Origin of the sequence: Phytohabitans rumicis (assembly GCF_011764445.1) — a bacterium.
GTDB classification, from domain to species: Bacteria; Actinomycetota; Actinomycetes; order Mycobacteriales; family Micromonosporaceae; genus Phytohabitans; species Phytohabitans rumicis.
The window spans coordinates 8036658-8060035 of the sequence record NZ_BLPG01000001.1 but is presented as its reverse complement, the minus strand read 5'-3'; the positions used below and the strand labels follow the sequence as shown (position 1 = coordinate 8060035).

The window sequence follows — 23378 nt, the reverse complement described above, 5'->3', positions numbered from 1 at the left end:
GACGGAGGCGGCCGCGGACGGAGGCGGCCGCGGACGGGGGCGGCGCGGGGCGGAGGGGTGAACTGTGGGGGCTCAAGGTCCGTAGTAGGGGGCATCGACAACCGCGAACCTGCGCACGCCCCCGGAGCCCGCCCTATGCCTCGACGCCGCAACCTCGCCATCGCCGCCATCGCCGCCGCCGTCGTCGCCGCCGGGTGGGCGGTGCTACCCATCGCGAACGCCGAGACCGAGGGCGACACGGTGCGCATGGTCCAACCCGAGAGCACGGCCGAGACGGCGGCCGCGCCCGAGGTGCTGGCCGGGCCGGCGGGGTCGCCGGTCGCGGTCAACGGGCAGCTGCGCGTGTGCGACGTCAACCTCTGCAACGAGGCCGGCGAGCCGATCCAGTTGCGCGGCATGAGCAGCCACGGCATCCAGTTCTTCCCGGACTGCCTCAACCCGGACTCGCTGGCGGCGCTCCGCAACGACTGGCTGGCCGACTTCGTCCGCATCTCGATGTACGTGCAGGAGGGCGGCTTCGAGACCGACCCCGCCGGCTTCACCAGCAAGGTGAACGAGGCCGTCGAGACGGCGACCACGCTGGGCCTCTACGCCATCATCGACTTTCACATCCTCACGCCGGGTGATCCCAACTTCAACCTGGAGCGGGCGAAGACGTTCTTCGCGGACGTCGCCGCCGCGCACGCCGACAAGCCGAACGTCATCTACGAGATCGCGAACGAGCCCAACGGGGTGAGCTGGGATGACATCAAGAGCTACGCCGAGCAGGTCATTCCCGTCGTACGCGCGGCCGACCCGGATGGCGTGGTGCTTGTCGGCACCCGTGGCTTCTCGTCGCTGGGCCTGACCGACGGCAGCGACGAGAGCGAGATCATCAACGACCCGGTCGACGCCGACAACATCATGTACACGTTCCACTTCTACGCCGCCTCGCACGGTGCGGACCGGCGTGCGGTGGTCGACCGGGCGGCGGCGAGCCTGCCGCTGTTCGTCAGCGAGTTCGGCACCCAGACGTTCACCGGTGACGGCCCCAACGACCTGGCGAGCGCGACCGAGTGGCTCGACCTGCTGAAGAGCCACAAGATCGGGTACGCGATGTGGAGCTTCTCCGACGGCCGGGAGAGCAACTCCGCGTTCCAGCAGGGCACGTGCCAGGGCACCGAGTACGCCGGCACGGACGTGCTCACCGAGTCCGGAAACTTCATCCGGGACCGCATCCGCTCCGGATCCACCAGCCAGTAGCCGTCACCCGCCGCCGGAGCTGGAGCCCGAGCCCGACGAGGAGCCGGAACCGGAAGTGGAGCTGGCGGTGGAGTCGCCGCCGGAGTGCGAGTGGGTGGCCGAGTGCGAGTCGGATGTCGTATGCGAGTGCGAGTCGGCGGCCGTGTGCGAGCCGCTGTCGGCGTGCTGCGCCGAATGCGACGGCTCGGGCGGGTACGGCGGGCTGGTGTGCGCGTCGGCGTCGGCGCGCGGGCCGGCGTCGCTCTGAACCCCGATGCCGGCGTCGTCCGTGGCGCTGTCCGTGCCGATGTCGGTGTCCGCGTCGTCGTCGATCAGCTCCGGGCCTTCGTCGTCGCCGGAATCGCCGGGCAGCCGGTCCAGCGCCGACCGGTGGTCGGCCCGGGACTCGAACTCGCCACCCGTGTCGACCGTCATGTCCCGCTCGGGCTGGTCGGCCTGCTCCGATCCGCGCTCGTCCGGCCGGTCGTCCTCGTGCGTGCTCTCGCGCTCCAGCGTGCTGCTCATGTCGCTCCTCCGGGGGTGGCTTAGGGCGGCGGGGCGCCGAGATAGCGCCGCGCCCAGCGGGTGTTGGGAAAGTCGGCCAGGGCTCGGTCCAACCGGGCCGGCCAGGGGTCGTCCGGGGCCGTGGCGGCGAGCACCGTCTCGATCGCGGACGGCCGGTGGGTGCCGAAGAAGACCTCATGGCGGGTCCGCTTGTCGCGCTCGTCGTCCTGGTACCACTGCTGGACCGTGGCCAGCTGGTCCGCGGCGCTGGTCCGCGGGAGCGTGCGGCCGTACCGCTCCTGCCACTCGGCGGCACGCGGGTGCGGCGGCGCGTCCGGCCGGTCGCGGGCCGTCCGCTTGAGCTCGTCCCAGACCAGGCTCCAGCGGAAGGACCGGGCCAGCCACTGCGGCTCCTCCGCCGCACAGGGTGTGGCCCGGGTGAGCTGGGCGCGCATGGTGTGCGCGATGTGCGCGGCCAGCGCGTCGGGGTCGGCGGACCGCGTCACGATCTCCGACCGTACGGCGACCGCGGCGTCGGCGAGGTGGCCCACCACGCAGTCGAACGTCCGCCGGGGCAGGCCACGAGCCCCGGCGAGCAGGTCGGCGCGCGGGCGCGGCGCGGTCCATCCGGTGAGGTGCGCGACCACGCACAACTCCGCCCAGAGCCGCCACCACGACCGTTCCGGGCCACGGGGAAGCTGGCTGGCGATGCCGATCTCGGCCAGGCTGCACGGCCGCCGTACGCACTCCGGTCCGCAGGTGGCGCTGCGCCGGCCGACCAGCCGCGCGGGCGTTCCCGGCGCGACGGGCACGGCCTCCCGGGCGGTGCCGTCCGGCATGCGGGCCAGCACCGGATAGTCCATGCCGTCGGTGAAGACGGCGGCGGTGCCCGGTGGCAGCGTGACGAGGTACGCCGACTGCCCGTCGGTCAGGTTCATCGTGGCGCCGACGGCCTGCCGGTCGTCCAGGGCCGGCAACCGGTGCAGGATCTTGACCGCGGTGTTCTTGATGACGTCGGGGATGAGCTTCGTCGGGATCTGCTCGGCGATGACGATGCCCTCGCCGTACGCGCGGATCTCCGCCAGCAGCGCGGCGAACATCTCCACCGCGTGCGCGCCCGGACCCTGCTCGGTCTGGCGGCGCAGCAGCCGGTGCGCCTCCTCGATGACGGTGAGGTGGCGCAGTTCGGGCCGGCCGGACCCGCCGTCCGCCCGCCGGCTGTCCACCCGCAGGTGCTCGGTCAGCCGGATGAGCAGGGTGCCCATGAGGAACGCCTTGTCCTGGTCGTCGCCGACGTCCTCCAGCTCGAAGATGACCGGGTTGCGCAGTACCTCGGCGAAGTCGAGCGGGTGGCCGCCCTCGAAGAACCGGCCGGTGGTGCCCAGCCGCAGGCTCGCCAGGCGTACCCGGATGAAGCCCCGCACGTTGTCGGTGACCTCGCGGCCGTACCCGATGTCGGCGACCACCTCCTCGGCGGCCCGCTGCAGATCCGTCAGGGTCGGGTAGCGCGGCCGCCGCGCGCCGTCCTGCGGCCGGTTGAGCGCCAGGTGCCAGCCCTGGCGTTCGTAGCAGCGGATGAGCGCGGCGCTGAGCACCTGCGGAAACGGCTCTTCCGCGTCGAACGCGGCGTTGAACAGCGCGCGCACCAGGTCGACGTGGGTCTGCAGGGGAAACCCGGCCGCCGGTTCGAGGGGGTTCAGCCCGGCCGGCGCGGTGTCGACGTCGCCGGGGCGGACCACCATCACCGGCACGCCGGGCAGGCGCGCGGCCATCGCCCGGTACTCCGCTTTGGACGGTTCGATGACGAGCCACGGCACGCCGATCCGGGTGGCCTCTTCCAGCAGGTTCCGGACGGTCTGCGACTTGCCGGCACCGGTCGCGCCGGCGACGAACACGTGCCGCACCAGGCTGGCCGCGGCGACCGGCAGCGCGCCGACCGGTGCCCCGTTGCCGTCCAGCACCCGGCCGAGATGCACCACGTCCGTCCCGGCCAACGCGTCCGCCTCCGGTGTGGTGTCGAAGTCCGGCGGCAGCCGCAGCCGGAGGCCCGGCACCTCCCGGCGCGGCGGCTCCAACAGCGCCGCGACCAGGCGCGACGGGGCGAAGAACGGCGCGTCGGCCGGAGCCGATCCCCAGGCCGGGTGGTACAGCGCGTCGTCGAGGGGACCGGTCACCCCGGTCGGCACCAGCACGTGCGGCAGGCCGGCCAGGTCGGCCGCCCCGGCGAGCGTCGCGCCGATCCGCCGGGCCGAACGCTCGTCCGTTCCGCCAGCGAGCAGGTGCACCCGCCACAGCCCGGTCGTGGACGCGAGCCGCAACTCGCCGAGCTGGCGTTCGAGCCGGGTCGAGCGCACCGCGTACTCCGCCGAGGACTGCGCCCGCGACCTGGCGTCGCGTGCCTGCTCCGCGATGTCGGCGGCGCGGTCGGCGATCTCGTCGAGGCTGACCGCCGTCGCCGCGATCAGCCAGGCGAACGGCTCGTGCCACACCGCCAGCAACGCCTCCGGCAGGGACAGCCGCGCCTGCGCCCGTTCGGGCCCGTCGCCGGTGTCCAGCGCCAGCGCGTCGGCGATCGCGCCGACGCGTGTCCACACTGGAAGCGACCGCAGTTCGGCCGCGACGCCCTCCGGTACGGCGGTCGCGCGGGCACCGATCGGCAGGCTCAACGTCAGGCCGCCGTCGACGGTGCGGGAACCGATCACGTCGCCCAGCGCCCACACGCCGACCGGTTGCTGCGCGGACGGCCGGCACCACGCGATCCCGACCGTGGCGGTTTCCGGCCCGGCGGCGTGGAAGGCGGCGGCGACGGCCGCGGCCCGCTGCCGCTGCCCGCCGTCGTCGGGGGCGGCACCGTCGAGCCGCGGCGCAGGTCTGGGCAACTCCCGAACGGCGAACGCGGCTAGGCCGTCCAGCCATCGTTCGTCACCCATAGCGACAGTCTAGAAACAGAAGGCCGCCATACGTACCATCGACCGTGCGTAGCGCTGTGTAACGGCTACCCACGGTCACCCGTTCGTGTGCCAGTGCAGGGGGCCTGCATGACGAAGCCATCACCGGACGACGAACGAGAACGGGTGCGTTTGCTCTTCGCGGCCGGGCGCCGGCTGGGATGGGTCTTCGAGGACCCCTGGCAGGCGTTCCGCCCGTACCGCCGGCCCCGGCCGGTGCCCAACCCCGACCCGGATCCGGACGAACGCCGGAAGCTGGAACGCGCGGTTAACTGGGCCCGGGACAACCGCGTGCCGGTCGTCCTCGGCGGTGCCATGGCCGGCCTCATCGGGCTCGGGTGTGTCACTCTTTTGGCTGACATCCGGCTCGCCGCCCTCGTCTTCGTGGGCATCGTCGGCGTCGCGGCGGTCCTGGCGGAGTTGCCGGTACGCCGCGCTCGCGCCGATGTGGACGCCTTCGACCGGCGGTGCGCCGACATCCGTACGGGCAACGTTGTCAACCGGGCCTCCTGGGAGCAGGCCCGCGAGCGACACGAGGCGCAGGAACGGGACCGGATCGAGGAACTCGCCGAGTGGCGCGCCCAGGAGTTGCCGCCGACCAGCCGCCGCCTCGACGTGTTCGGCGGCACGCACTGGGGCTGGGAGGGGCTGCTCACGGTCTTCGGCTCGTCCACGCTCGGCGCCGGCGTGCCGCTCACCGTGGTCGACCTCTCCGGCGCCACGGTGACCGAGGACCTCGTCCGGTTGGCCCGCGAGCACGGCCACGACACGCGCGTGTGCCACCTCCCGGACGACCTGCCCGAGTTCAACCCGTTCGCCGGCATGGACGCCGAGCAGACCGTCGACACCCTGGTCGATCTCATCAACCCGGGGCCTGACGCGACGATCGACCACTACCTGCTCACCGAGATCTGCGCCGCGCTCGGTACCGACATCACGATCAACCGGATCCTCGCCGCGGTACGGGTGGCCGCCGGCCAACGCCCCGACAGCCGGGGCCCGGCGGGCGCCGACCCCGGACCGCTGGGCCGCGAGGAGCGCCGGCACATCGCCGAGGAGATGTTCACCGACGAGTACCGGCAAGGCGTCATCGGACATCTGCAGCGCATCGAGTCGGAGCTGTCGCCGCTGCGGCGGCTGGGTGAGCGGCCCACCGGCGGCGTCGAACCGCCGGACAGCGGGCTGCTCAGCATCGTCACCCCGCCGCAGCTCGGCGCCACCCGCCGCCGCATGTTCAGCGACCTGCTGGTGCGGTGGCTGACGCACAAGGTCCACACCGGCGCGCAGCGGCCACGCAGCACACTGGTCATCGCCGGCGCCGACGACATCGCGACCGAACGCATGGAACGGCTGGCGAGCGCCTGCGACCGGCGCGGTGTGCACCTGGTGACCTTCCACGCCCGCCTGCGGCGCGACCCGCGGCAGGCGATCGGCAGCGGCGCGGTGGCCTTCATGCGTCTGGGTGACGACACCGAGGCCGCGGCGGCCGCCCAGTTCATCGGCCGCGATCACCGCTTCGTCCTCAGCCAGCTCACCCACGGCGTCGGCCAGTCGGAGTCGCTCACCGTGGGCGGCACGCCCGGGTGGCGCTGGGTGAGCAGCGTCAGCGTCACGGAGCAGCAGAGCCGGTCCAGCGGCCAGTCCCGGCAACGGGTCTACGAGTACGCGGTGGAGCCGACGACGCTGCAGAGCATCCCCGAGTACGCCTTGCTGCTGGTCACGCACCAGCAGGGCAAGGCGGTCGTGCAGGCGGTCGAGTGCAGCCCGAGCATCGTCCTGCAGGAGAAGTTCCTGCCGCTGGCGCAACGGGTCCGGGCCGAGGTGCCCACCAGCGCCGACCGTTCCGCCCTCGATCGGGACGCGCCGACGGATGATCTGTCCACCATGGACGTCCCGATTCAGCGGCTGAGCGGCACCGGCATCCACGACGACTGAACGGCCCGTATATCGTGGGCCCGATGCGCCGCCTCCACGTGGGATGCGCGATGTGGACCCACAAGCCATGGCAAGGACGCTTCCTCCCGCATCCGCTTCCGCCCGACGAACGCCTGCGGGCCTACGCCAGCCACTGCAACGCGGTCGAGGGCAACACGACGTTCTACGCCACCCCGGCGCGCAGCGCGGTGGCCTCGTGGGCGCGCCAGACCGACCCCGACTTCCGGTTCGTGGTCAAGCTGCCCAAGACCATCACCCATGAACGCCGGCTGGCCGGCGCCGACGAGGAAGTGCGCGCGTTCCTGGACGCCATCGAGCCGCTGGGCCCGCGGGCCCACGCGCTCTGGTTGCAACTGCCGGGCTCCTTCGCGCCCGACGACGTCCCGGTCCTCGCCGGCTTTCTGCGCCGCCTGCCCACCATCCACCGGTACGCCGTGGAGGTCCGCCATCGCGCCTTCTTCGAGGATGCCCGGTCCGCGACGGTGCTCGAAGACGTGCTCGCCCGCGCGGGCGCGGAGTGGATCCCGTTCGACACGGTCGCGTTCTTCCAGCGCCCGCCGACCAGCGACGCCGAGCGGGACGCCTGGACCAAGAAGCCGCGCATGCCACGCCGGTCGCGCGCGCTGACCGACCGCCCGATCGTCCGGTACCTCGGCCGGGACGCCACCGCGAGCACCGTCGAGGGCTGGCGGCACTGGGTCGAGATGGCCACCGGGTGGCTGCGCGAAGGCAGATCGCCGACCGTGTTCATCCACACCCCGGACAACGCCGACGCGCTCGCGCTCGCCCGCCGCTTCCACGACGAGGTACGCGCCGGCGTGCCCGACCTCGCCCCGCTGCCCGAACCGGTGCCGGCCGCACCCCCGACTCTCTTCTGAGCACTTTGGAAGACGGCTGACGCGCCGGGCGCGCATAACGTCCGGCACATGGCTTCTACGGGAACGGCGGTAGTGATCGGCGCGAGCATGGGCGGGCTGTTGACGGCCCGCGCGCTCCGCGAGGCGTACCAGAAGATCGTGATCGTGGATCGCGACGCGCTGCCGGAATCGGCGGCGGCCAGGCGCGGCGTGCCGCAGGGCCGGCAGCTGCACGTCCTGCTCTCCCGGGGGCGCGAGGCGCTGGAGGACCTGTTTCCGGGGCTGACCGAAGACCTGCGGCGGGCCGGCGCTCCGCTGGTCGACCTGCACGGCGAGGTCTCCTGGCACAACGACGCCTACCTCATGCGCCGGGCGCCGTCGCCGCTGGTGGCGCTAGGGCTCAGCCGGCCGCTGCTCGAACACGCGGTCCGCGAGCGGGTCACGGCCCTGCCCGGCGTCGAGATCCGCACGGGGACCGAGGCGGTGGGACTGGCCACCAGCCCGGACCGCGGGCGCGTCACCGGGGTACGCCTGGTGGACGGGACCATCCCGGCCGACCTGGTGGTGGACGCCGGCGGACGGGCCTCCCGTACCCCGGTGTGGCTGGGCGAGCTGGGCTACCCGGCGCCGGCCGAGGAGCAGGTACGGGTCGGCGTCACCTACGTGACCCGGACGTACCGGCGGCACCCGGGCCTGATCGAGGACCTGCTGGGCGCCATCACCAACGCCGTGCCCGGCTCGCCCCGGGCCGGCATCGTCGCGGCGATGGAGGACGACCGGTTCGCGATCGCGCTGAGCGGCATGCTCGGCGAGGAGCCGCCGACCGACGACGCGGGCATGGCCGAGTTCGCCGGCACGCTGCCGCTGCCCGAGCTGACCGAGATCCTGCGCACCGCCGAGCCCGCCACGGACGCGGTGAAGATGCGCTTCCCTGCCACCGTGCGCCGCCGGTACGAGCGGTTGCGCCGCTTCCCCGACGGCTACCTGGTGGTGGCCGACGGCCTGTGCAGCTTCAACCCGATCTACGGCCAGGGCATCACCGTCGCGGCGCTGGAGGCCCAGCTGCTGCGGCGCCTGGTCACCGCCGGCACCGACGACCTCGCGCGGCGGTTCTTCCGCGGCGCCGCCCGGCTCATCGACGCGCCGTGGGCCATCGCGGTCGGCACCGACCTGCGGTTCGCCGAGGTCGACGGGCCCCGCGGGCCACGGGTGAGGTTCGTCAACGCGTACATCCACCGCCTGCACCGGGCCGCCACCGCCGACCCCGTGCTCGGTGCCGCGTTCCTCCGCGTGGTGAACCTGGTCGACCCGCCCACCCGGCTGCTCGCGCCCGGCATCGTGCTGCGCGTCCTGCGTGGATTCCTGCGCCGACCCTCCCCCACCGCACCGGCGGCGGCGCCGCCCGCGAGAATCGCCGGATGAACGTTGTCGCGCAGGTAGCTGCCCTGGTCGCCGGGCTGATCCACATCATGATCTTCAGCATGGAGAGCGTGCTCTTCGGCCGGCCGGCGGTGCACGCCACGTTCGGCGTCCGGGCCGGCGACCTCGCGGCGGTCCGGCCGTGGGCGTTCAACCAGGGCTTCTACAACCTCTTCCTCGCCCTGGGCGCGCTGGGCGGCCTGGTCGTGGTGTGGTCGAGCGACGACTCGGCCGGCCGCGCGGTGGTCGTCTTCGCTTGCGCCAGCATGCTCGCCGCCGCGCTCGTGCTGCTGGCCAGCAACCTCCGGATGGCCCGCGCGGCGGCGATCCAGGGACTGGCCCCCTGGTGGCCCTGGCTTTCGCCTTCGCCTGAGCCCGGGTGGGGTTTTGGGGGGCCAGGGCGCCCTGAGAAGCCCGTCAGGCTTGATGTCTTCTCAGGTCACCCTGGCCCCCAAAACTGACCTGGTCCAGCTAGGAGCGACAGTCACGCTTTAAAGACTCTGGAGTTGCCGCCGGGGTTTGGGTCCCTGGAGACTCAAAGGTCGGCGGGGACTCCTTTGTGGGTGAGGTTGTCGACTGGGACGCCCTGGTCGGGTTTTGGGGCCGGGGTGACTCGCGAAGACATCAAGCCTGACGGGCTTCGCGAGGCGCCCCGGCCCCAAAACCGCCCTAGAAGGTTGGGACAGTCAACTAAGCGGGGAGGCCGCCTACCTGGGTGTTGATCCAGGAGCGGATCGACGGGAGGTCCTCGTAGATGGACGGGCCCGTCGCGCAGACCGCGCTGCCGTTACCGGACCGGCTGGTGGCGCCGATGAGGTTCCAGCGGCCGCTGATCATCCGCACCTGCGGGCCGCCGGAGTCGCCGTAGCAGGCGCCGGCGTTGCCGTTCGTGTTGTTGGTGCAGATCTCGTACGTGCCGTTGATGCCGACGCACCGGCTGTCCGCGACGATGGACGTGTCCAGCTCGTTGGCGACCACCGGCGCCGAGCCGCAACCCCGGGTCGGGCAGGTCAGGCCCCAGCCGATGATCCGGGTGGCGGTGCCCACCGCGCCGGACGTGGTCGGGATGGGCGCCGGCGCGTACGTCACCGAGCTGCTCAGCCGCAGCAGCTTGACGTCGATGCTCGGATGGTTGACGGCCCCGGCGACGGAGACGACGGTCCCGCCGCTGGTGCGGTTGACGCTACCGACGCGTACGGAGGACGGGGTCGGGCAGTGCCGCGCGGTGACCACCCAGTTCGCCTTGATCAGCGAGCCGGTGCAGCCGGACGTGTAGACCAGGAACGGGTAGTTCTCCGTCGCCGGCCGGCCGTTGACGATCATCGTCTGGAAGTCGCCGCCGGACTCGGTGCCCGCCCAGTCGTACGCGCGGGCGCCGGTCGTCGCCAGGGTCGCGAAGTTTCGGTTGACCTGGCTGGCCTCAACGCTGTTGGGGTACGCGTTGGTGCACGAGACGGCCGCGCTGCTGCCGGACATCAGGTCGGCGCACAAGCCGGTACGCCGGTCGGGCAGGCCGAGCAGGTGCCCGAACTCGTGCGCGGCGATGCGCGGCGGGTGGTAGCCCTGGTTGACCGCCTGGCGGCCCATGTACCAGTAGCCGTTGCCGAGCGACGAGGTGTACGCGCGTGGCCAGCCGTTGTCCGCGTATACGGTGATGTTGGCCCGCTGGCCGGCCGGGACCGGCTCCAGGCGTACGTTGCTGACGCGGCTGTTCCAGTTCTGCGCGCCCTGGTGGACGACGGCGACGAACTCGGCCGCCCGGCTGGCGTCGTAGTACAGCACCCGGGGCGCCGCTTGTGCCGGCGCCGCGCTGGCGATCTGGAGCGCCGCGATCACGGCCGCACCGAGTACCGCTGCCGACAGTCTTCTTAGGAGCATGGGTGACCTCCTGAATGTCGTTGGGCGGGTAGCCCCGACCACGCTATCCATTAAGTCAGATGCTTCGATGCATCGGGCAATACCGGAAGTTGCCCTATCGCAGGATGATGGTGGGCCTAGGCCCACCCCGAATACGGGGTCTTGGCCCAGGGACTTCACCGCCGTTGCCGGCGAGCCTGGGCTCATGACAATTACTGCGGCTACGAAACCCACCGCGGGGCCCGTCCCCGCGCCGGCCGGGCGCTCGCCCCCGACCTCGCTCGCGGCGCCATGCTGCTGTTCATCGCGCTCGCCAACGCGGCCAACTTCGCCTTCGCCGGCCAGCCCGGCATCGACGGTACGCCGCACGGCCTCCACCGGTTGGTCAACTTCTTCATGGTCACCTTTGTGGACAGCCGGGCCTACCCGGTGTTCGCGGTGATGTTCGGGTACGGGCTGGTGCAGCTCGCCCGGCGTACCGAGGCCACCGGGGCCAGCGCGCGCCGGATCCTGTTGCGCCGCAACGCCTGGCTCATCGCCTTCGGCCTCGTCCACGCCACGCTGCTGTACTTCGGGGACTTCCTCGGCGCGTACGGCATCGTCGGGATCATCGCCACGCTCCTCCTGCTGCGCCGCGGGGACCGCTTCCACCGGATCGTCGTGTGGCTGTGGGCGCTGATGACCGGCTACCTCGCCGTCGTCGTCGCGATGGTGGCCACCCAGGCCGAGGGCGGCCACGCGGTTCTCGTCAACACGCCCAACCCGTCGCTGGCCGCGACGTCGTACGGGCAAGGGGTGCTGGACCGGCTCGCGGAGTGGCCGGCGCACACGGCCACGGTGGTGCCGTTCATCTTCATCGTCTGGCTGGGCATCTGGGCCGGCCGCCGCCGCATCCTGGAGGACCCGGCGGCGCACCGCGTCCTGCTGCGCCGCACCGCCATCGGCTGCCTCGCCATCACCCTGCTCGGCGCCCTGCCGTACGCGCTGGTCGCCGCCGGCGTGGTGCGGGTCGATCCGGACACCCTCGACGCGGTCACCTACCTGCACGCCATCAGCGGCGAATACGGCGGCCCGGGGTACGTCGCGCTCTTCGGCCTGCTCGCGCTGCGGTTCTCCGCCGGGCGGCGGCGGCCGGTGGTGAGCGCCGTCGCCGCGCTGGGCCAGCGGTCGCTGAGCGGGTACCTGTTCCAGTCGGTGGCCTGGACCGCCATCTTCATGCCGTTCGCCCTCGACCTGGGTGGCTCCACGTACATCGCGGTCGCCGCCGCCGTGACCGTGTGGGCGGTGTCGGTGCTCGCCGCGCGGGCCATGGACGAGCGGGGCTACCGGGGGCCGGCCGAGCGGGTGCTGCGCCGGTTGACGTACCGGCCCATAGGATCAAGGAATGTCTGACGCGCAACTCGCGATCACGGCGGCGGAAGCGGGCGCCGCCGTGGTGCGCGCCCACTTCGGCCGGCCCCTGGAGCGGTACGCCAAGGTCGGCAACGACTTCGCCACGGTCGCCGACCTCGAAGCCGAGAAGGCCATCCTCGACGTGTTGCGGGCCGCCCGGCCGGACGACGCCGTGCTGGGTGAGGAGTCCGGCCGCACCGGCGACCCCGCGGCCGACCGCGTGTGGCTGGTCGATCCGCTGTGCGGCACCCTCAACTTCGCCGCGCGGACCCCGCTGGTCGCGGTCAACGTCGCCCTGCGTACCGGCGCGGGCGTCACCGCCGCGGCGTCGGCCGCCCCGTTCACCGGGGAGGTCTTCTGGACCGACGGCGACCAGGCGCTCCTGCGCCACGACGGCGCCGACCGGCCGCTCACCCCCACACCGGACGTACGCCTGGTCGACATCAACCTCGAACCGCCGTTCGCCAACGGGCCGGGCTTCCGGGCCGTCCGGCTGCTCAGCGATTTGGCGTTCACGCAACAGTTCGGGGCCCGGGTGACGTCCACGTCGCTGGCGCTGCTGTGGGTCGCGGCCGGCCGGCGGGCCGCGTACGTCGCCGACAGCGACATACGCGACAACGTGCACTTCGCCAGCGCCGTCGCGGTGTGCCGGGCCGCCGGCTGCGTGGTGACCGGCCTGCGTGGCCAGCCCGTCGAGGCGGGCGCGGACGGCCTGCTCGTGTCGGCGGATCAGCCGACGCACGACACCCTGCTCGCCCTGATCGGCAAGCAGTTTCGCTGAGGGGCCGCTCAAGCCCTACGGGAGCGGCTCGACGAGCAGGGGGCGGTGGGTCGCCTCGGCGGGCAGGGCGATGCCCTCGACGGCGCCGGTGCGCACGTCGACCCGGACCAGCGGCACGCCGAGCCGGTTGCGGCCGTGCTCGGCCGGGACCAGCACGTGGTGCGGGTCTTCCCAGGCCGGTCCGCGGTAGGCGGCGTTGCCGGTGTCGCTGCCATCCGGCAGCGCGACCGTGACGACCTCCGCCGGCGCGCCGACCGGCACGAGTGCCAGCGCCGTCGGCCGCTGCGTCCAGGAGTAGAAATGCCCGGCGCCCGGCGCCAGCAGCGTCCGCGGACCGGCGGCGACCCGCCGGATCCCACCCGCGGCGTCGATGAGCATCCGGCCGGGTTCGCCGTCGTCGGCCAGCAACATTCCGGTGTACGCGTCGACGTGGCGCACCGCGTACGGCAGCGGCTCCGGGTCGGTGCCGGGTCGCCACCGCCAGGTCCGCTCGGCCATGTGGTCGCCGCGGACGTGGACAACGCCGTCGTACACCCCGATGACGCCGAGGAACTCGTGCTCCTCGGCCGTCGGCATCGTGGTCCGGTCGCCGTTGGCGAGGTCGATCAGGTGCAACCGGGCCCACGAGCGCCGGCCGACGTGCGACTCGACGAAGGCGAGCAGGCCGCCCGCCGGGTCGACCGCGGCGCGGTAGTGCGTATTCGAGGCCAGCAGTCGCAGGTCACCGTCGGGGCGTACGAGGGCGGTCTGGCCGCCGCCGATCAGCACGGTGCCGACCCGGGTCTGCAGTGCCTGGCTGACCTGGACCCCCGGCCACCGGGCGAGGACGACCGGCGCGCCGTCCCGCCAGACGATCAGCTGGCCGCCGTACCCGACCACGCCCGCGCGCGGCGGTGCACCGGCCGGCGGCGGTGGCGGTGGCGTCCGATCCCGGTGCGCCGACGCCGCCCGGGTGGCGAGCCGCTGGATGATCCGCACGTCGCGGCCGGCCTCGGTCGCCCGGGCCGGACGTGACGGCGGGGCATCGTGGCCGGCTTCGGCATCGGCGGTGGCGGCGTCTCCCGCCGCGGCTCGCGCGACCGGACCACCAGGGCCACCTCGACGTCCGCGGCGTCCGGCGGTTCCACCGGCTCGAACAACCGGACGGACACGGCGTACCCGATGATGTCGCGCACGACGGCGGGTGAGGTGCCGAGCCGGTCGGCGAGCCAGCCGACGGTGACCGTGGTGCGGCCCTCCCCGCCCACAGCACCAGCGCGACCAGGTCGGAGGCGGCGGCGCAGTACCGGCTGCGGGCGTCCTGGTGGCGCATGGTCTTGACCCGCTCCGCCGGCAGGCGCAGCGCCTCCCAGGCCGGCCGCGGCGGGGTCGTCACCCGGTACCGGGGCGGATCGCCCTCGGCGGCCAGCAGCCCGGCGGCGACCAGCAGTGGCAGCAGGTCGCCACGGGTGACCGGCGCGGCGACGCCAAGCTGACCGGCGATTTCGGAGAGGTCGTCCGGCGACGGCTCGTCCAGCCATGACGCCGACCGCCGATGCTCCACCGCCCACGCCACGATGTCCTCAGTGGACGCCGAACTCTCGCTCGCCGCGGCGTACACCACGGCGTGCAGGTCCATGGCCGGCGAGCCGAGCGCCTCACGCCATCCAGGGTTGCCCTTCTCGACCAGCGCAGCGCTGCGCTTGACCCACCGCGGCGGCTCGGGCGGCGCGTCGACCGGCCAGAACTGGAGCCGGTACTCGTCGCCCTCGTCGGCGAGCCGGCGCGCGAACCGTACCCGGTAGAGGCCGGGCCCGCCGAGCCGGAACGGATCCCGGCCCGGACCGCCGGTGACCATCGTCAGCCCGACGGCGCCGCCGCTGACCATCGGGGTCTCGACCACCTCGGCCCAGTCGCCGGCGTCCGGCCCGGGCGGGCCGTCGTGCAGCTCCAGCCGCACCGCGTGGTGCCGGTCGGTGGCTGTTCCGTCGAGCCACCCGTCACCGCCACGGGCCACCGACCCGCACGGCTGGCTGTCGACCGCGTACTCCGCGAGCAACGGATCCACCCGCGGCCGCACCGTCTCATGTGGAACGCTGTCCCGGACCAGGAACGTGCCGTACTCCGGCCAGTATTCGTTGTCTTCGAACCCCCGCAGCAACGTCATGGACCCGCATACTACAAAGGACACATGGACCTCACCGACCTCGAGCGCGAAATGGCTCGGCTGGACGCCATCTACCGGCCGGTGGCGACCAGGCCCGTCGACATCACGGACCGCGACGCGTTCCAGAATATCGGCGCCCGTATCGAGGCGGACCTCGCGCGGCTCGGCGTCGCCGACCAGGCCGAGGCCGTCCTACGCGCGATCATCAGCGGGTACGCCGGCGGCGACGACGCGGTCCGCGCCGCGATCCGGCGGCTGTTCGACCGGTACAAGTCGTTTCGGTGGGCGGTGCACCTGCCCCGGCAGTGGCACACGGCGGAGGACTTCCGCGCCCGCCTCATCCACATGTCCGCCCGGGACCAGGGTGCGGACACCCGCGACGAGATCCTGGCACTACAGGACATGTGCGAGCGGGCCATGACGGCCGGCATCGACGTCGGCCCGATCCTGGACGAGGTGGCCGCGATGTCCAGCGACGTGGACCGCTACGGGATGGGCTCCATGAAGGACGTCATCCTCCAGTACGGGAGGCGCCCGGCGTGACCGGCAGGACCAGCAGGCGCAGCAGGCGGTCGGCGTCCGCGTCGGGGTCGCTGGTCAGCCCGGTGTGCACCGGGCCCGGCTGCACGACCGTGCTGCGCGGGGCGACCAGCCAGCGAAAGCGCCGCCCCGGGTCCTCCCGGCCGGCCGGGCCGGCCTCCGGGGCCGCGGCACAGACGTTGACGACCGATCCGAGGGCGCGCTCGATCGCGGCCGGATCCGCCGCCGGATCCAGCGCGCGCAGCCGGGCCGCGTCGAGGTGCACCCGGGCCCCCAGGTAGTCCAGGGCGCGGCAGTACACCAGCACGCCGGCGTTGATCGCCTCGCCGCGCTCGGGCCGGGGCACGATCCGGAGCACCGCGTACTCGAACGGGTGGCGGCGCGCGGTCACCGGGCCGTCCTTCCGGTCAGCCAGCTGGGCCGGTTTCCGCCCGGCCGGGACGGCGCCTGCCGGTCGCCGCCTTTGGCCGCCGCGGCAGACACCAGCGCGGGCAGCCACCGCGGGCGGGCCCGCAGCCGCGCGGTCAGCTGCTCGCCGTACGCCTCGCGCACCTGATCCGGGCCGTCGAACCCGGGCTCGTCGGCCAGCCACACGTCCGGCACCCGTGCGACGGTGTCCCGCACCAGGTCCGGCGTGACCATCGGGGCGAGGTCCGCGTCCGCCGCCTCGACCAGCGGCCCGAACTCGACCAGCACGTGGTCCTTCGCGTCGTACTCGCGGGTCACGGCGGCCGCCGCGCCCGGCCAGTGGTGGTGGAACGTCAACGTGGCCCCGTGGTCGATCAGGTACGCCCGCCCGTGCCACTGCAGCATGTTCGGATTGCGCCAGGAGCGGTCCACGTTGCCCACCAGCGCGTCGAACCACAGCACCCGGCCGGCCAGCGACGCGTCCACACCAAATGCCGCCGGGTCGAAGTCCAGCGCCCCGGGCAGGTAGTCCATGCCGAGGTTCAGCCCGCCGCTGGCCCGCAGCAGATCCTGCACCTCCTGGTCCGGCTCCGCCCGCCCGAGGACCGGGTCGACCTCGATCGCGACCAGCTCCGGCACCGGCAGCCCCAGCGCCCGAGCCAGGCCGCCGCTGATCACCTCCGCCACCAGCGTCTTGCGGCCCTGCCCGGCGCCGTGAAACTTCACCACATAGCTGCCCAGGTCGTCCGCCTCCATCAACCCCGGCAGCGAACCACCCTCGCGGAACGGCGTGACATAACGCGTCGCCGACACAGTACGCAGCACAAACGCCGAGTCTAGAGTAGGGCGCCCCGCTTGGGCCCGCACGCGGACGGTAGCCCGATCGCCGTGGTGATCATGAGGTTAGCGTCAGGGCAAGCGCTCTCCCCAACGCCAACCTCATGATCACCGCAGGAGCCGGGTCACTCGTCTAGATCCAATGCCGCTCAGTTAAGGCGTGGTGTGGCGTCGTCAAGGGCTCTGGGGCACGAGGATGTCGATGCTGATCGTGGCCTGGTAGGTCTTCCGGTCGATGTTGGGGCCTTTGGCGTTGTACTTGGAGATCGCTCGTTTGACGATCCGCGGGGCGCGCCTGGTCCGACGCTCGGGCATGAGGTTGGCTAGGACTCGCCGGCCGATCGCGCCGACCAGGTCGATCACCGCGCCGGTGATGGCGTTCGCCGCCTGCACGACCAGGTCACGCGCCGCGCTCAAGGCGGTAGTGAAGCAGGCCCGGTCGGGGTCAAGGTCGGGCTGGGTGTCGGTGGCGTCGGCCATGGCCAGGCGGATGGCCTGGTAGGTCACCAGCAGGGCGTAGACCTCCTGGCGGACCCCGGCCGGGGTCCTGGCTCGTAGTACCCGCCCGCCCAGGATCGTCGATTTCAGTTCCAGGAACGCTGTTTCGACCTCCCACCGTTCGTGGTAGAGCCGGACCAGGTCGAACGCCGGATAGTGGTGGTGCTCAATCAGCGTGGTGACGAGGCGGTACATGGTCGTGGCACGCCCGGCCGTGGTCTGCACGTGGATTTGACACTCCACCACGCGGACCCGCAGTTGGCCGATCACCGATAGGTATGAGCCGTCCGGCAGCCGCTGTATCACCGGCAGTTTCCGGTTGTCCTTGACCCGCACCACCAGGTATGCCCTGGCCTGCGCGATCGCCTCGATCAGGTCCGCCGCCCCAAAGGCCCGGTCCAACAGCACGACCATCGACGGACGCAGGCTGGCCACCAACCGTTTGGCGTAGGGCATCTCCCCCACCCCGGTGGGCCCGAAGATCGCGTCGATGACGGTCCGGGTTCCGCAGCACACCAACACCAGCAGCCGCAGCTTCGGATAGCCCGACCCGCCATGGTTGCAGCGATGCGGGGTGTACTCGGCCAGATTCGCCGCGCTGGCCGGGACAGCCGCGCTGGTCCCGTCTATAGCGCAGACCAGCAGCCCTCGCCACCACCGCCCACGGGTACGCGGCGCCGGACCCGGTCCCCGCACCAGGTCGAACAAGGCCCGCAAAGGAGCCGGTCCCATGCGTTGGCGGGCCTGGGCCAGCACACCCGAGGTCGGGTTCGCCACCGGCACACCGTCCAGGGCCGCTACCAGCTTGTCCCAGACCTGCCGGTAGCCCACCTCGGCGAACAACGCGCCGGCTAACAGCAGGTAGACCACAACCCGGGCTGGTACCTCACGCACACGGGACTTACCCAGACCGGCCTCCGCCAACGCGGCATCGACCATCTCGAACGGCACATGCTGCGTCAACTCCCCAACGTGCCCTGGGGCGAACACACCCGCAGCGACCTTGATCATCCGGCGGGTGACAAAATACGTGGACAGCGAGGCTCCCTACAGATCATGACCGTCTTGTGAGGACAGCCATGTCTACCGGAGCCTCGCTGCCCGTCTACCCCGGCCCCATCAACAACGCCCGGCCAGACCCTTAACTGAGCGGCATTGCGTCTAGAGAGCTTTCGGGTTAGGGTTTGTTGTCTGTCCACAATGCTTCTTGCGGGTGATCGCTTTCTGCTGGTTTGTCCGCTTGGCTTGGGGGTATGAGGTACGGCGATGGCGGCGGCGTCAACCAGTCCGCGCGAGTGCGGCGCGAGCAGGTCCGCCGGCAGGCCGCGGACCTGTTCGCCCAAGGGGTGGCGCCGGTCGAGGTCGCCAAACGGTTAGAGGTGTCGCAGAAGTCGGCGTACCAGTGGCGGCGGGTCTGGCAGGGCGGTGGCGTGCAGGCGTTGGCGTCCAAAGGTGCGCCGGGCCCGGACCCGACACTGTCCGACGCGCAGTTGGCCAAGCTCAAGGCGCGGCTGGAACTAGGTCCGGCCGCGGCTGGTTACCGCGAGGACCAGCGCTGGACTTTGGCCCGGGTCGCGGCGTTGATCGGGTTGATGTTCAAGGTCCGGGTCAGCGTGACCACGACCTGGGAAGCGATGCGGCGGCTCGGGTTCAGCCCACAACTGCCGACCCGGCGAGCGATCGAGCGGGACGAGCAAGCCATCGCCCGCTGGCGCCGATATCAGTGGCCAGCGGTAAAAGACTCGCGGGCAGGCTGAACGCCTGGATCTGTTTCGCCGACGAAGCCGGCCAAACTCTTCACCCCGCCAAGGCGACCACCTGGGCCCCACGCGGCCACACCCCGGTCGTCAAGGTCACCGCCAAAGGCAACGTCCGGGTATCGATAGCCGGGCTGGTCTGCTACCGGCCCGGCCACCCCAGCCGACTGATCTACCGCACCCGCACCTACCGCGGCCGCAAAGGCGACCCGAAGGGCTTCCGCGAACCCGACTTCGCCGACCTGCTGGACGCCGCCCACCGACAACTCGCCGCGCCGATCGTGTTGGTTTGGGACCGGCTATCAGGACACAAGTCCACACGGATGCGCGCACTGATCGCCGACCGGCCCTGGCTGAGGGTCTACCTGCTGCCCGGCTACGCCCCTGAACTCAACCCGGTCGAGAAGGTCTGGTCCACGATGAAACGCAGCCTGGCCAACCTTCCCGCCACCACCGCCACCGCACTAACCGCAGCCGTGAAGAACCGCCTCAAACGCATGCAATACCGCGCAGGCATCATCGACGGCTACCTCACCGCTACCGGACTATCCCCACCCTGACCCCGAAAGCTCTCTAGATCTACCACCAGCTTCGACTTGGCCAGGGTGGGCCGGGCTTGCACCCGGATGTATCCGATATAACCGGCCGCTGGATCTGGGTCCGCCCACCGGGCCGGTGATGTGATCGACCGCGGAGCCGACCTACGCCGCGACCGTGGCGAACAGTTGCCCCTGGGAGGGCAACTTCTCGACACAGTCACCAAAGTCGAGGGCGATGGCCGCGTCACATCAGCGCTCGACACGGACCCGATTCCCTTAACCACCCGGCCCTGGGGCGCCCCACTCATGGGGAGTTGCGTCGATCAAGGGATTTCGCGTCGATCAAGGGCAAACGGTCGTGGATCGGAGATCAAAGTACGACCGTTTGCCCTTGATCGACGGGGAAAGGGCGGGGAAGGGGCGGGGCTCAGCGGAGGAGGTAGGCGCGGATTGTGGTCAGAGTGGACTCGTTGCCGGCGCGGTCGGTCGCGACCGCGCGCAGTGAGACGTGCGCGCCGCCGGCCGGGTGGGTGACGGTCGCCCGCCAGTTCCCGCCGCCGCCGCTGACCGCCGCCGGATGCCAGGTCGCACCGTCGTCGTACGACACGTCGACGGTGAGCCTGGTGACGGCCGGTGCCCGGGAGCCGGCCTGGTGCTCGACCCGTACCGGGATGGTGAACCGGCGACCCGCCGGCGCGGCGTAGCCGGCGTCCAGCGCCGGCGCGTACCGCACGGTCATCAGCGGTAGGACCGTCATCGGCTCCGCCGCGTGCGCGGAGCGGAACGACCAGGCGCCGGTCACCTTGGTGGATATCTGGGCCGACTCGCCGCGGTCGATCTCCGCCGCCAACCGGTACGCCGCGTCCTCGCCGGGCAGCGTCGCCGTGACGCTCCCGGGCAAGCCGGAGCTCGCGACGAGTTCACCGTTCCGGTACAGGGCGGTGCCGCCGCCGTTCGCCTTGAGCTTGGGCACGCCCCACCGGCCCGGCACCGGGTCCACCAGCATGCTGAAGTACGCGCTGAACTCGTCGCCGGAGCGGGTGACGCCGGCCGGCGAGGTGCTGCCGGCGGGACGGGCGTAGAACGCCGGGCCGAATACCGCCCTGTTCCACTCTTCCCGGTAGGTCTTACCGGCCCGGTACACCCGGTCGGTCTGGGCGGCGAAGGTCACCGTGGTGGGCTTGTCGAGCGGGCCCATGTCGACGAAGTCGGTCTCCCAGGTCACGTCCGTGCCGCTGAAGTAGTCGGTCCGGCCGGCGGGCAGCCGGGAGCGGACCGAGGCGGACAGGAACGCCCCGCGGACCCGCGAGCCCAGCGCGCCGGCCGTACCGGCGAACCCGCGCATGGACTGATGGACGACGGCCAGGTCCCGGGCGCGCAGGTGCCGGGTGAGCCCGGTCGGGACGCCGCCCTTGGTCCCGATGCCCACGTTGTACATGTACGGCGTGTCCCAGAAGCTGCCGGTGCCGTCCGGCCGGGCCCAGTGCGTGGCGACCAGGGAGCTGAACGCCGAGCCCTTGGCCGCCGGACCGACCTGGCCGAGGAAGAGCCGGCCGGTTCCCTCGTACAGGAAGTAGTAGTCGAGCCCGTCGCCGCCGGGCGTGGTGTAGCTGGCCAGTGACATCACCGGTGCGGCGCCGGGTTCCGGCACGGTGATGTCGACCGCGCCGGCGGTCCGGGCGTCCAGCACGACCGTGGCGTCCGCGTTCAGGCGCAGCCGGGGGCGCGCCAGCATCGTGATGGTCTGCTGGTCGGTGTCCGGGTCGGTCGCGATGACGGCGCCCACCGTGTAGTCGCCCGCCGGCAGCCGGGTGGTGTAGCCGTCCGGCGTCATCGCGTACCGCACCTGCTCGCCGGTCCAGGACGTGATGGCGCTGTTGTACGCGTTCGAGGCGGCGCCGTGCCGGTCCAGCACCCGCACCACGACGTCGTAGCTCTCCGGTTCGCGGAACACGGAGACCAGGGTCCGCGCCGAGTGCTCGCCCGCGGTGGCGGTGATCTGGCCGGTGTACCGGCCGTCCGGTGTGGACACCGACGTGTCCACGGTGACGGTGACGGTGGCCGTGCCGCCGGCCGGGATCGTCACCGACGCCGGTGTGACCGTGAGCATCCCGGCCGGGGCCTGGCTGCCGCCGGGGCCGGTCAACGCCCCGGTAACGGTCACCGCAGCCGCCGCCTTGCCGGTGTTCTGGTACGTCAGGACCGTGTCCACCGCCGGGTCGTCCTCGTGCGGCCACAGTGTCCGACCGACGTTGAGGCTTCCCCGGTCCACGACCACCGGCGCCGCGGTGGCCGCCGCGAGGTCGACCCGGCCGGCGCCTTGCCGGTCGAGGGCCACCCCGTCCAGAGCGCGGGAACTGCCCATCAGCGCGGCCTTCAACTGCGCACCGTTCCACTGTGGATGCGCCTGGGCGAGCAGTGCCGCGGCCCCGGCGACGTGCGGCGCCGCCATGGACGTCCCGCTCATCCGCGTGTAGTGGTCGTCCACCGGGTCGCTGTTTTCCGGCGGGGCCTGCCCGGAGCGGGCGGCCACGATGTCCGTACCGGGCGCGGCGATCTCGGGCTTGAGCGCCAGGTCGCCCTGCCGGGGACCGCCGCTGGAGAACTCGGCGATGGCGTCCTGCCGGTCCACGGCCGCCACCGACAGCGCGGCGTCCGCTGTGGACGGTGACTCCACCGAGTCCGCGCCGGAGTTTCCGGCCGCGATCACGAAGAGCGTGCCGTACTGGGCGCTGAGCCGGTTGACGGCGTCCTCCACGATGTCGACCCCGGCGGTGTCCGGCCCGCCGATGCTCACGTTCACCACCGAGGCGCCCTGCTCGGCGACCCACTGCATGCCGGCGAGCATCGCCGACTCGGCGCAGTACTCCTCCCCGCACACCTTGCCGGCCAGGATGGTGGCCTCCGGCGCGATGCCCTTGTACCGCCCCCGCTGGCCGCGCCGTTGCCCGCCATGGTGGAGGCGACGTGCGTGCCGTGCCCGTGCGTGTCACCGGGCTCCGGCGAGTCGGTGAAGTTCTCGCTGGCGCGGATCCGTCCGGCCAGGTCCGGATGGCTGGCGTCGACACCGGTGTCCAGCACGCCGACCACGACGCCCCGCCCGGTGCGGCCGGCCTGCCAGGCGGCCGGCGCGCCGATCTGTACCGCGCTCTCGTCGAGCAGGAGCCGCCGGACCCCGTCCAGCCGCACCGCGCGTACCGCGCCCTGGTCCAGGCCGGACCGCAGGCCGGTCCAGACCACACCGGCGTCCCGCTTGGCGGCCCGCACCGCGAACGCGTCGACCACCGGCACCTCGGCGGTCACCGTCGCCCGCAGGCCGGCCAGCTGCCGCGCGCCCGCGCGCTTCGCGCCACCGCCGTGCTGGACGATCAGCGGCAGGCTGTCCCGCCGCCCATCGCCGTACCCGGCCGCGAGCAGCCCGGTCACGTCGAACAGGCGCCGGTCCAGCCGGTCGGCGGCCAGCAATCCGAGTACGTCGGACGGGTAGACGTACTGGTGGCCGGCGCGCCGCTCGGCCACGAACCCGACCCGGTCCCGTCCCGTGCCCGCCTCGACGGACACCACCCGGCCGCCGCTGGCGCGGACGACGTCGCCGGTGACCAGCGTGACCGCCTCGTCCGGCGGTGCCGCCGCCGGACCGGCCGCCAGCGTCGCGCCCGACGCGTGCGGCAGCGGCCCGACCGCCAACGCCACGCTCACGGACACCGCGAGCCAACGAAGTACCCTCACAGAGCCTCCC

At 72.4% G+C, this 23378-nt stretch carries 20 protein-coding genes and 1 pseudogene; 10 read left to right on the top strand and 11 right to left on the bottom strand.

Annotated elements, in window-relative coordinates; translation table 11 throughout:
- Positions 1-135 precede the first annotated feature (135 nt).
- Positions 136-1242 carry a glycoside hydrolase family 5 protein gene (locus Prum_RS36515; protein ID WP_173081055.1) on the top strand — a complete coding sequence of 369 codons (1107 nt, stop codon included), beginning with the start codon at positions 136-138 and terminating at the stop codon, positions 1240-1242.
- Between the two features lie 3 nt (positions 1243-1245).
- Here the strand turns inward: Prum_RS36515 and Prum_RS36510 are convergent, their stop codons facing one another.
- Together Prum_RS36510 and Prum_RS36505 are read right to left on the bottom strand one after the other, a co-directional pair.
- A complete protein-coding gene (locus Prum_RS36510; protein ID WP_173081053.1) occupies positions 1246-1746 on the bottom strand; it encodes a hypothetical protein in 501 nt (166 codons plus the stop codon).
- Positions 1747-1766: 20 nt separating this feature from the next.
- Positions 1767-4655, bottom strand: a complete 2889-nt coding sequence (locus tag Prum_RS36505) for an ATP-binding protein (RefSeq protein WP_173081051.1) — start codon at positions 4653-4655, stop codon at positions 1767-1769.
- Between the two features lie 108 nt (positions 4656-4763).
- Between Prum_RS36505 and Prum_RS36500 the strand changes: the two genes are divergently transcribed.
- From Prum_RS36500 to Prum_RS36485, 4 genes are read left to right on the top strand one after another with little or no spacing between them, the layout of a single operon-like run.
- Positions 4764-6608, top strand: coding sequence for a hypothetical protein (locus Prum_RS36500; RefSeq protein ID WP_173081049.1), 1845 nt, complete (start codon positions 4764-4766; stop codon positions 6606-6608).
- Positions 6609-6631: 23 nt separating this feature from the next.
- Complete coding sequence (locus Prum_RS36495; protein ID WP_503826931.1) at positions 6632-7486, top strand: DUF72 domain-containing protein; 855 nt, start codon at positions 6632-6634, stop codon at positions 7484-7486.
- Positions 7487-7534: 48 nt separating this feature from the next.
- Positions 7535-8887, top strand: coding sequence for an FAD-dependent monooxygenase family protein (locus Prum_RS36490; protein ID WP_173081047.1), 1353 nt, complete (start codon positions 7535-7537; stop codon positions 8885-8887).
- On the top strand, positions 8884-9345 hold the full coding sequence (locus Prum_RS36485) for a DUF1304 domain-containing protein (RefSeq protein ID WP_173081045.1): 462 nt from the start codon (positions 8884-8886) through the stop codon (positions 9343-9345). The genes Prum_RS36490 and Prum_RS36485 overlap by 4 nt, the downstream gene beginning before the upstream one ends.
- Positions 9346-9574: 229 nt before the next feature.
- Here the strand turns inward: Prum_RS36485 and Prum_RS55400 are convergent, their stop codons facing one another.
- Together Prum_RS55400 and Prum_RS55395 are read right to left on the bottom strand one after the other, a co-directional pair.
- Positions 9575-10273 (bottom strand): S1 family peptidase, encoded by a 699-nt coding sequence (locus Prum_RS55400; protein WP_371871408.1) that lies wholly within the window; start codon positions 10271-10273, stop codon positions 9575-9577.
- Between the two features lie 15 nt (positions 10274-10288).
- A pseudogene (locus Prum_RS55395) lies at positions 10289-10762 on the bottom strand (snapalysin family zinc-dependent metalloprotease); the annotation flags it as partial.
- Between the two features lie 270 nt (positions 10763-11032).
- On the opposite strand from Prum_RS55395, the gene Prum_RS36475 reads away from it, so the two are divergent.
- Both Prum_RS36475 and Prum_RS36470 read left to right on the top strand, forming a co-directional pair.
- On the top strand, positions 11033-12133 hold the full coding sequence (locus Prum_RS36475; protein WP_173081041.1) for a DUF418 domain-containing protein: 1101 nt from the start codon (positions 11033-11035) through the stop codon (positions 12131-12133).
- Positions 12126-12914 (top strand): inositol monophosphatase family protein, encoded by a 789-nt coding sequence (locus Prum_RS36470; protein ID WP_173081039.1) that lies wholly within the window; start codon positions 12126-12128, stop codon positions 12912-12914. The genes Prum_RS36475 and Prum_RS36470 overlap by 8 nt, the downstream gene beginning before the upstream one ends.
- A 15-nt stretch (positions 12915-12929) precedes the next feature.
- Here Prum_RS36470 and Prum_RS36465 read toward each other — a convergent pair whose 3' ends face one another.
- Both Prum_RS36465 and Prum_RS36460 read right to left on the bottom strand, forming a co-directional pair.
- Positions 12930-13682: a hypothetical protein gene (locus tag Prum_RS36465; RefSeq protein WP_173081037.1), complete on the bottom strand. Its 753-nt coding sequence runs from the start codon at positions 13680-13682 to the stop codon at positions 12930-12932.
- Positions 13636-15060, bottom strand: a complete 1425-nt coding sequence (locus tag Prum_RS36460) for a hypothetical protein (RefSeq protein WP_173081035.1) — start codon at positions 15058-15060, stop codon at positions 13636-13638. Before Prum_RS36460 ends, Prum_RS36465 begins: the two co-directional genes overlap by 47 nt.
- Before the next feature lie 24 nt (positions 15061-15084).
- Here Prum_RS36460 and Prum_RS36455 point away from each other — a divergent pair, with 24 nt between their 5' ends.
- Positions 15085-15603, top strand: a complete 519-nt coding sequence (locus Prum_RS36455) for a hypothetical protein (RefSeq protein ID WP_173081033.1) — start codon at positions 15085-15087, stop codon at positions 15601-15603.
- Here Prum_RS36455 and Prum_RS36450 read toward each other — a convergent pair.
- From Prum_RS36450 to Prum_RS36440, 3 genes are all read right to left on the bottom strand, one after another.
- Positions 15572-15991, bottom strand: a complete 420-nt coding sequence (locus Prum_RS36450; protein ID WP_218577529.1) for a DUF3037 domain-containing protein — start codon at positions 15989-15991, stop codon at positions 15572-15574. The two genes, Prum_RS36455 and Prum_RS36450, sit on opposite strands and share 32 nt — an antisense overlap.
- Positions 15988-16833 (bottom strand): HipA family kinase, encoded by an 846-nt coding sequence (locus tag Prum_RS36445; protein WP_173081031.1) that lies wholly within the window; start codon positions 16831-16833, stop codon positions 15988-15990. The genes Prum_RS36450 and Prum_RS36445 overlap by 4 nt, the downstream gene beginning before the upstream one ends.
- A 186-nt stretch (positions 16834-17019) precedes the next feature.
- Positions 17020-18354 carry an IS4 family transposase gene (locus Prum_RS36440; protein WP_173073357.1) on the bottom strand — a complete coding sequence of 445 codons (1335 nt, stop codon included), beginning with the start codon at positions 18352-18354 and terminating at the stop codon, positions 17020-17022.
- 242 nt (positions 18355-18596) lie between these two features.
- Between Prum_RS36440 and Prum_RS36435 the strand changes: the two genes are divergently transcribed.
- Positions 18597-19100 (top strand): winged helix-turn-helix domain-containing protein, encoded by a 504-nt coding sequence (locus tag Prum_RS36435; protein WP_173073568.1) that lies wholly within the window; start codon positions 18597-18599, stop codon positions 19098-19100.
- Positions 19067-19660: a transposase gene (locus tag Prum_RS36430; RefSeq protein WP_173073570.1), complete on the top strand. Its 594-nt coding sequence runs from the start codon at positions 19067-19069 to the stop codon at positions 19658-19660. The genes Prum_RS36435 and Prum_RS36430 overlap by 34 nt, the downstream gene beginning before the upstream one ends.
- A gap of 406 nt (positions 19661-20066) precedes the next feature.
- Here the strand turns inward: Prum_RS36430 and Prum_RS36425 are convergent, their stop codons facing one another.
- A complete protein-coding gene (locus Prum_RS36425; protein ID WP_281369081.1) occupies positions 20067-22520 on the bottom strand; it encodes a S8 family serine peptidase in 2454 nt (817 codons plus the stop codon).
- Complete coding sequence (locus tag Prum_RS54065) at positions 22439-23368, bottom strand: S8 family serine peptidase (RefSeq protein WP_173081029.1); 930 nt, start codon at positions 23366-23368, stop codon at positions 22439-22441. The genes Prum_RS36425 and Prum_RS54065 overlap by 82 nt, the downstream gene beginning before the upstream one ends.
- Positions 23369-23378: the final 10 nt, after the last annotated feature.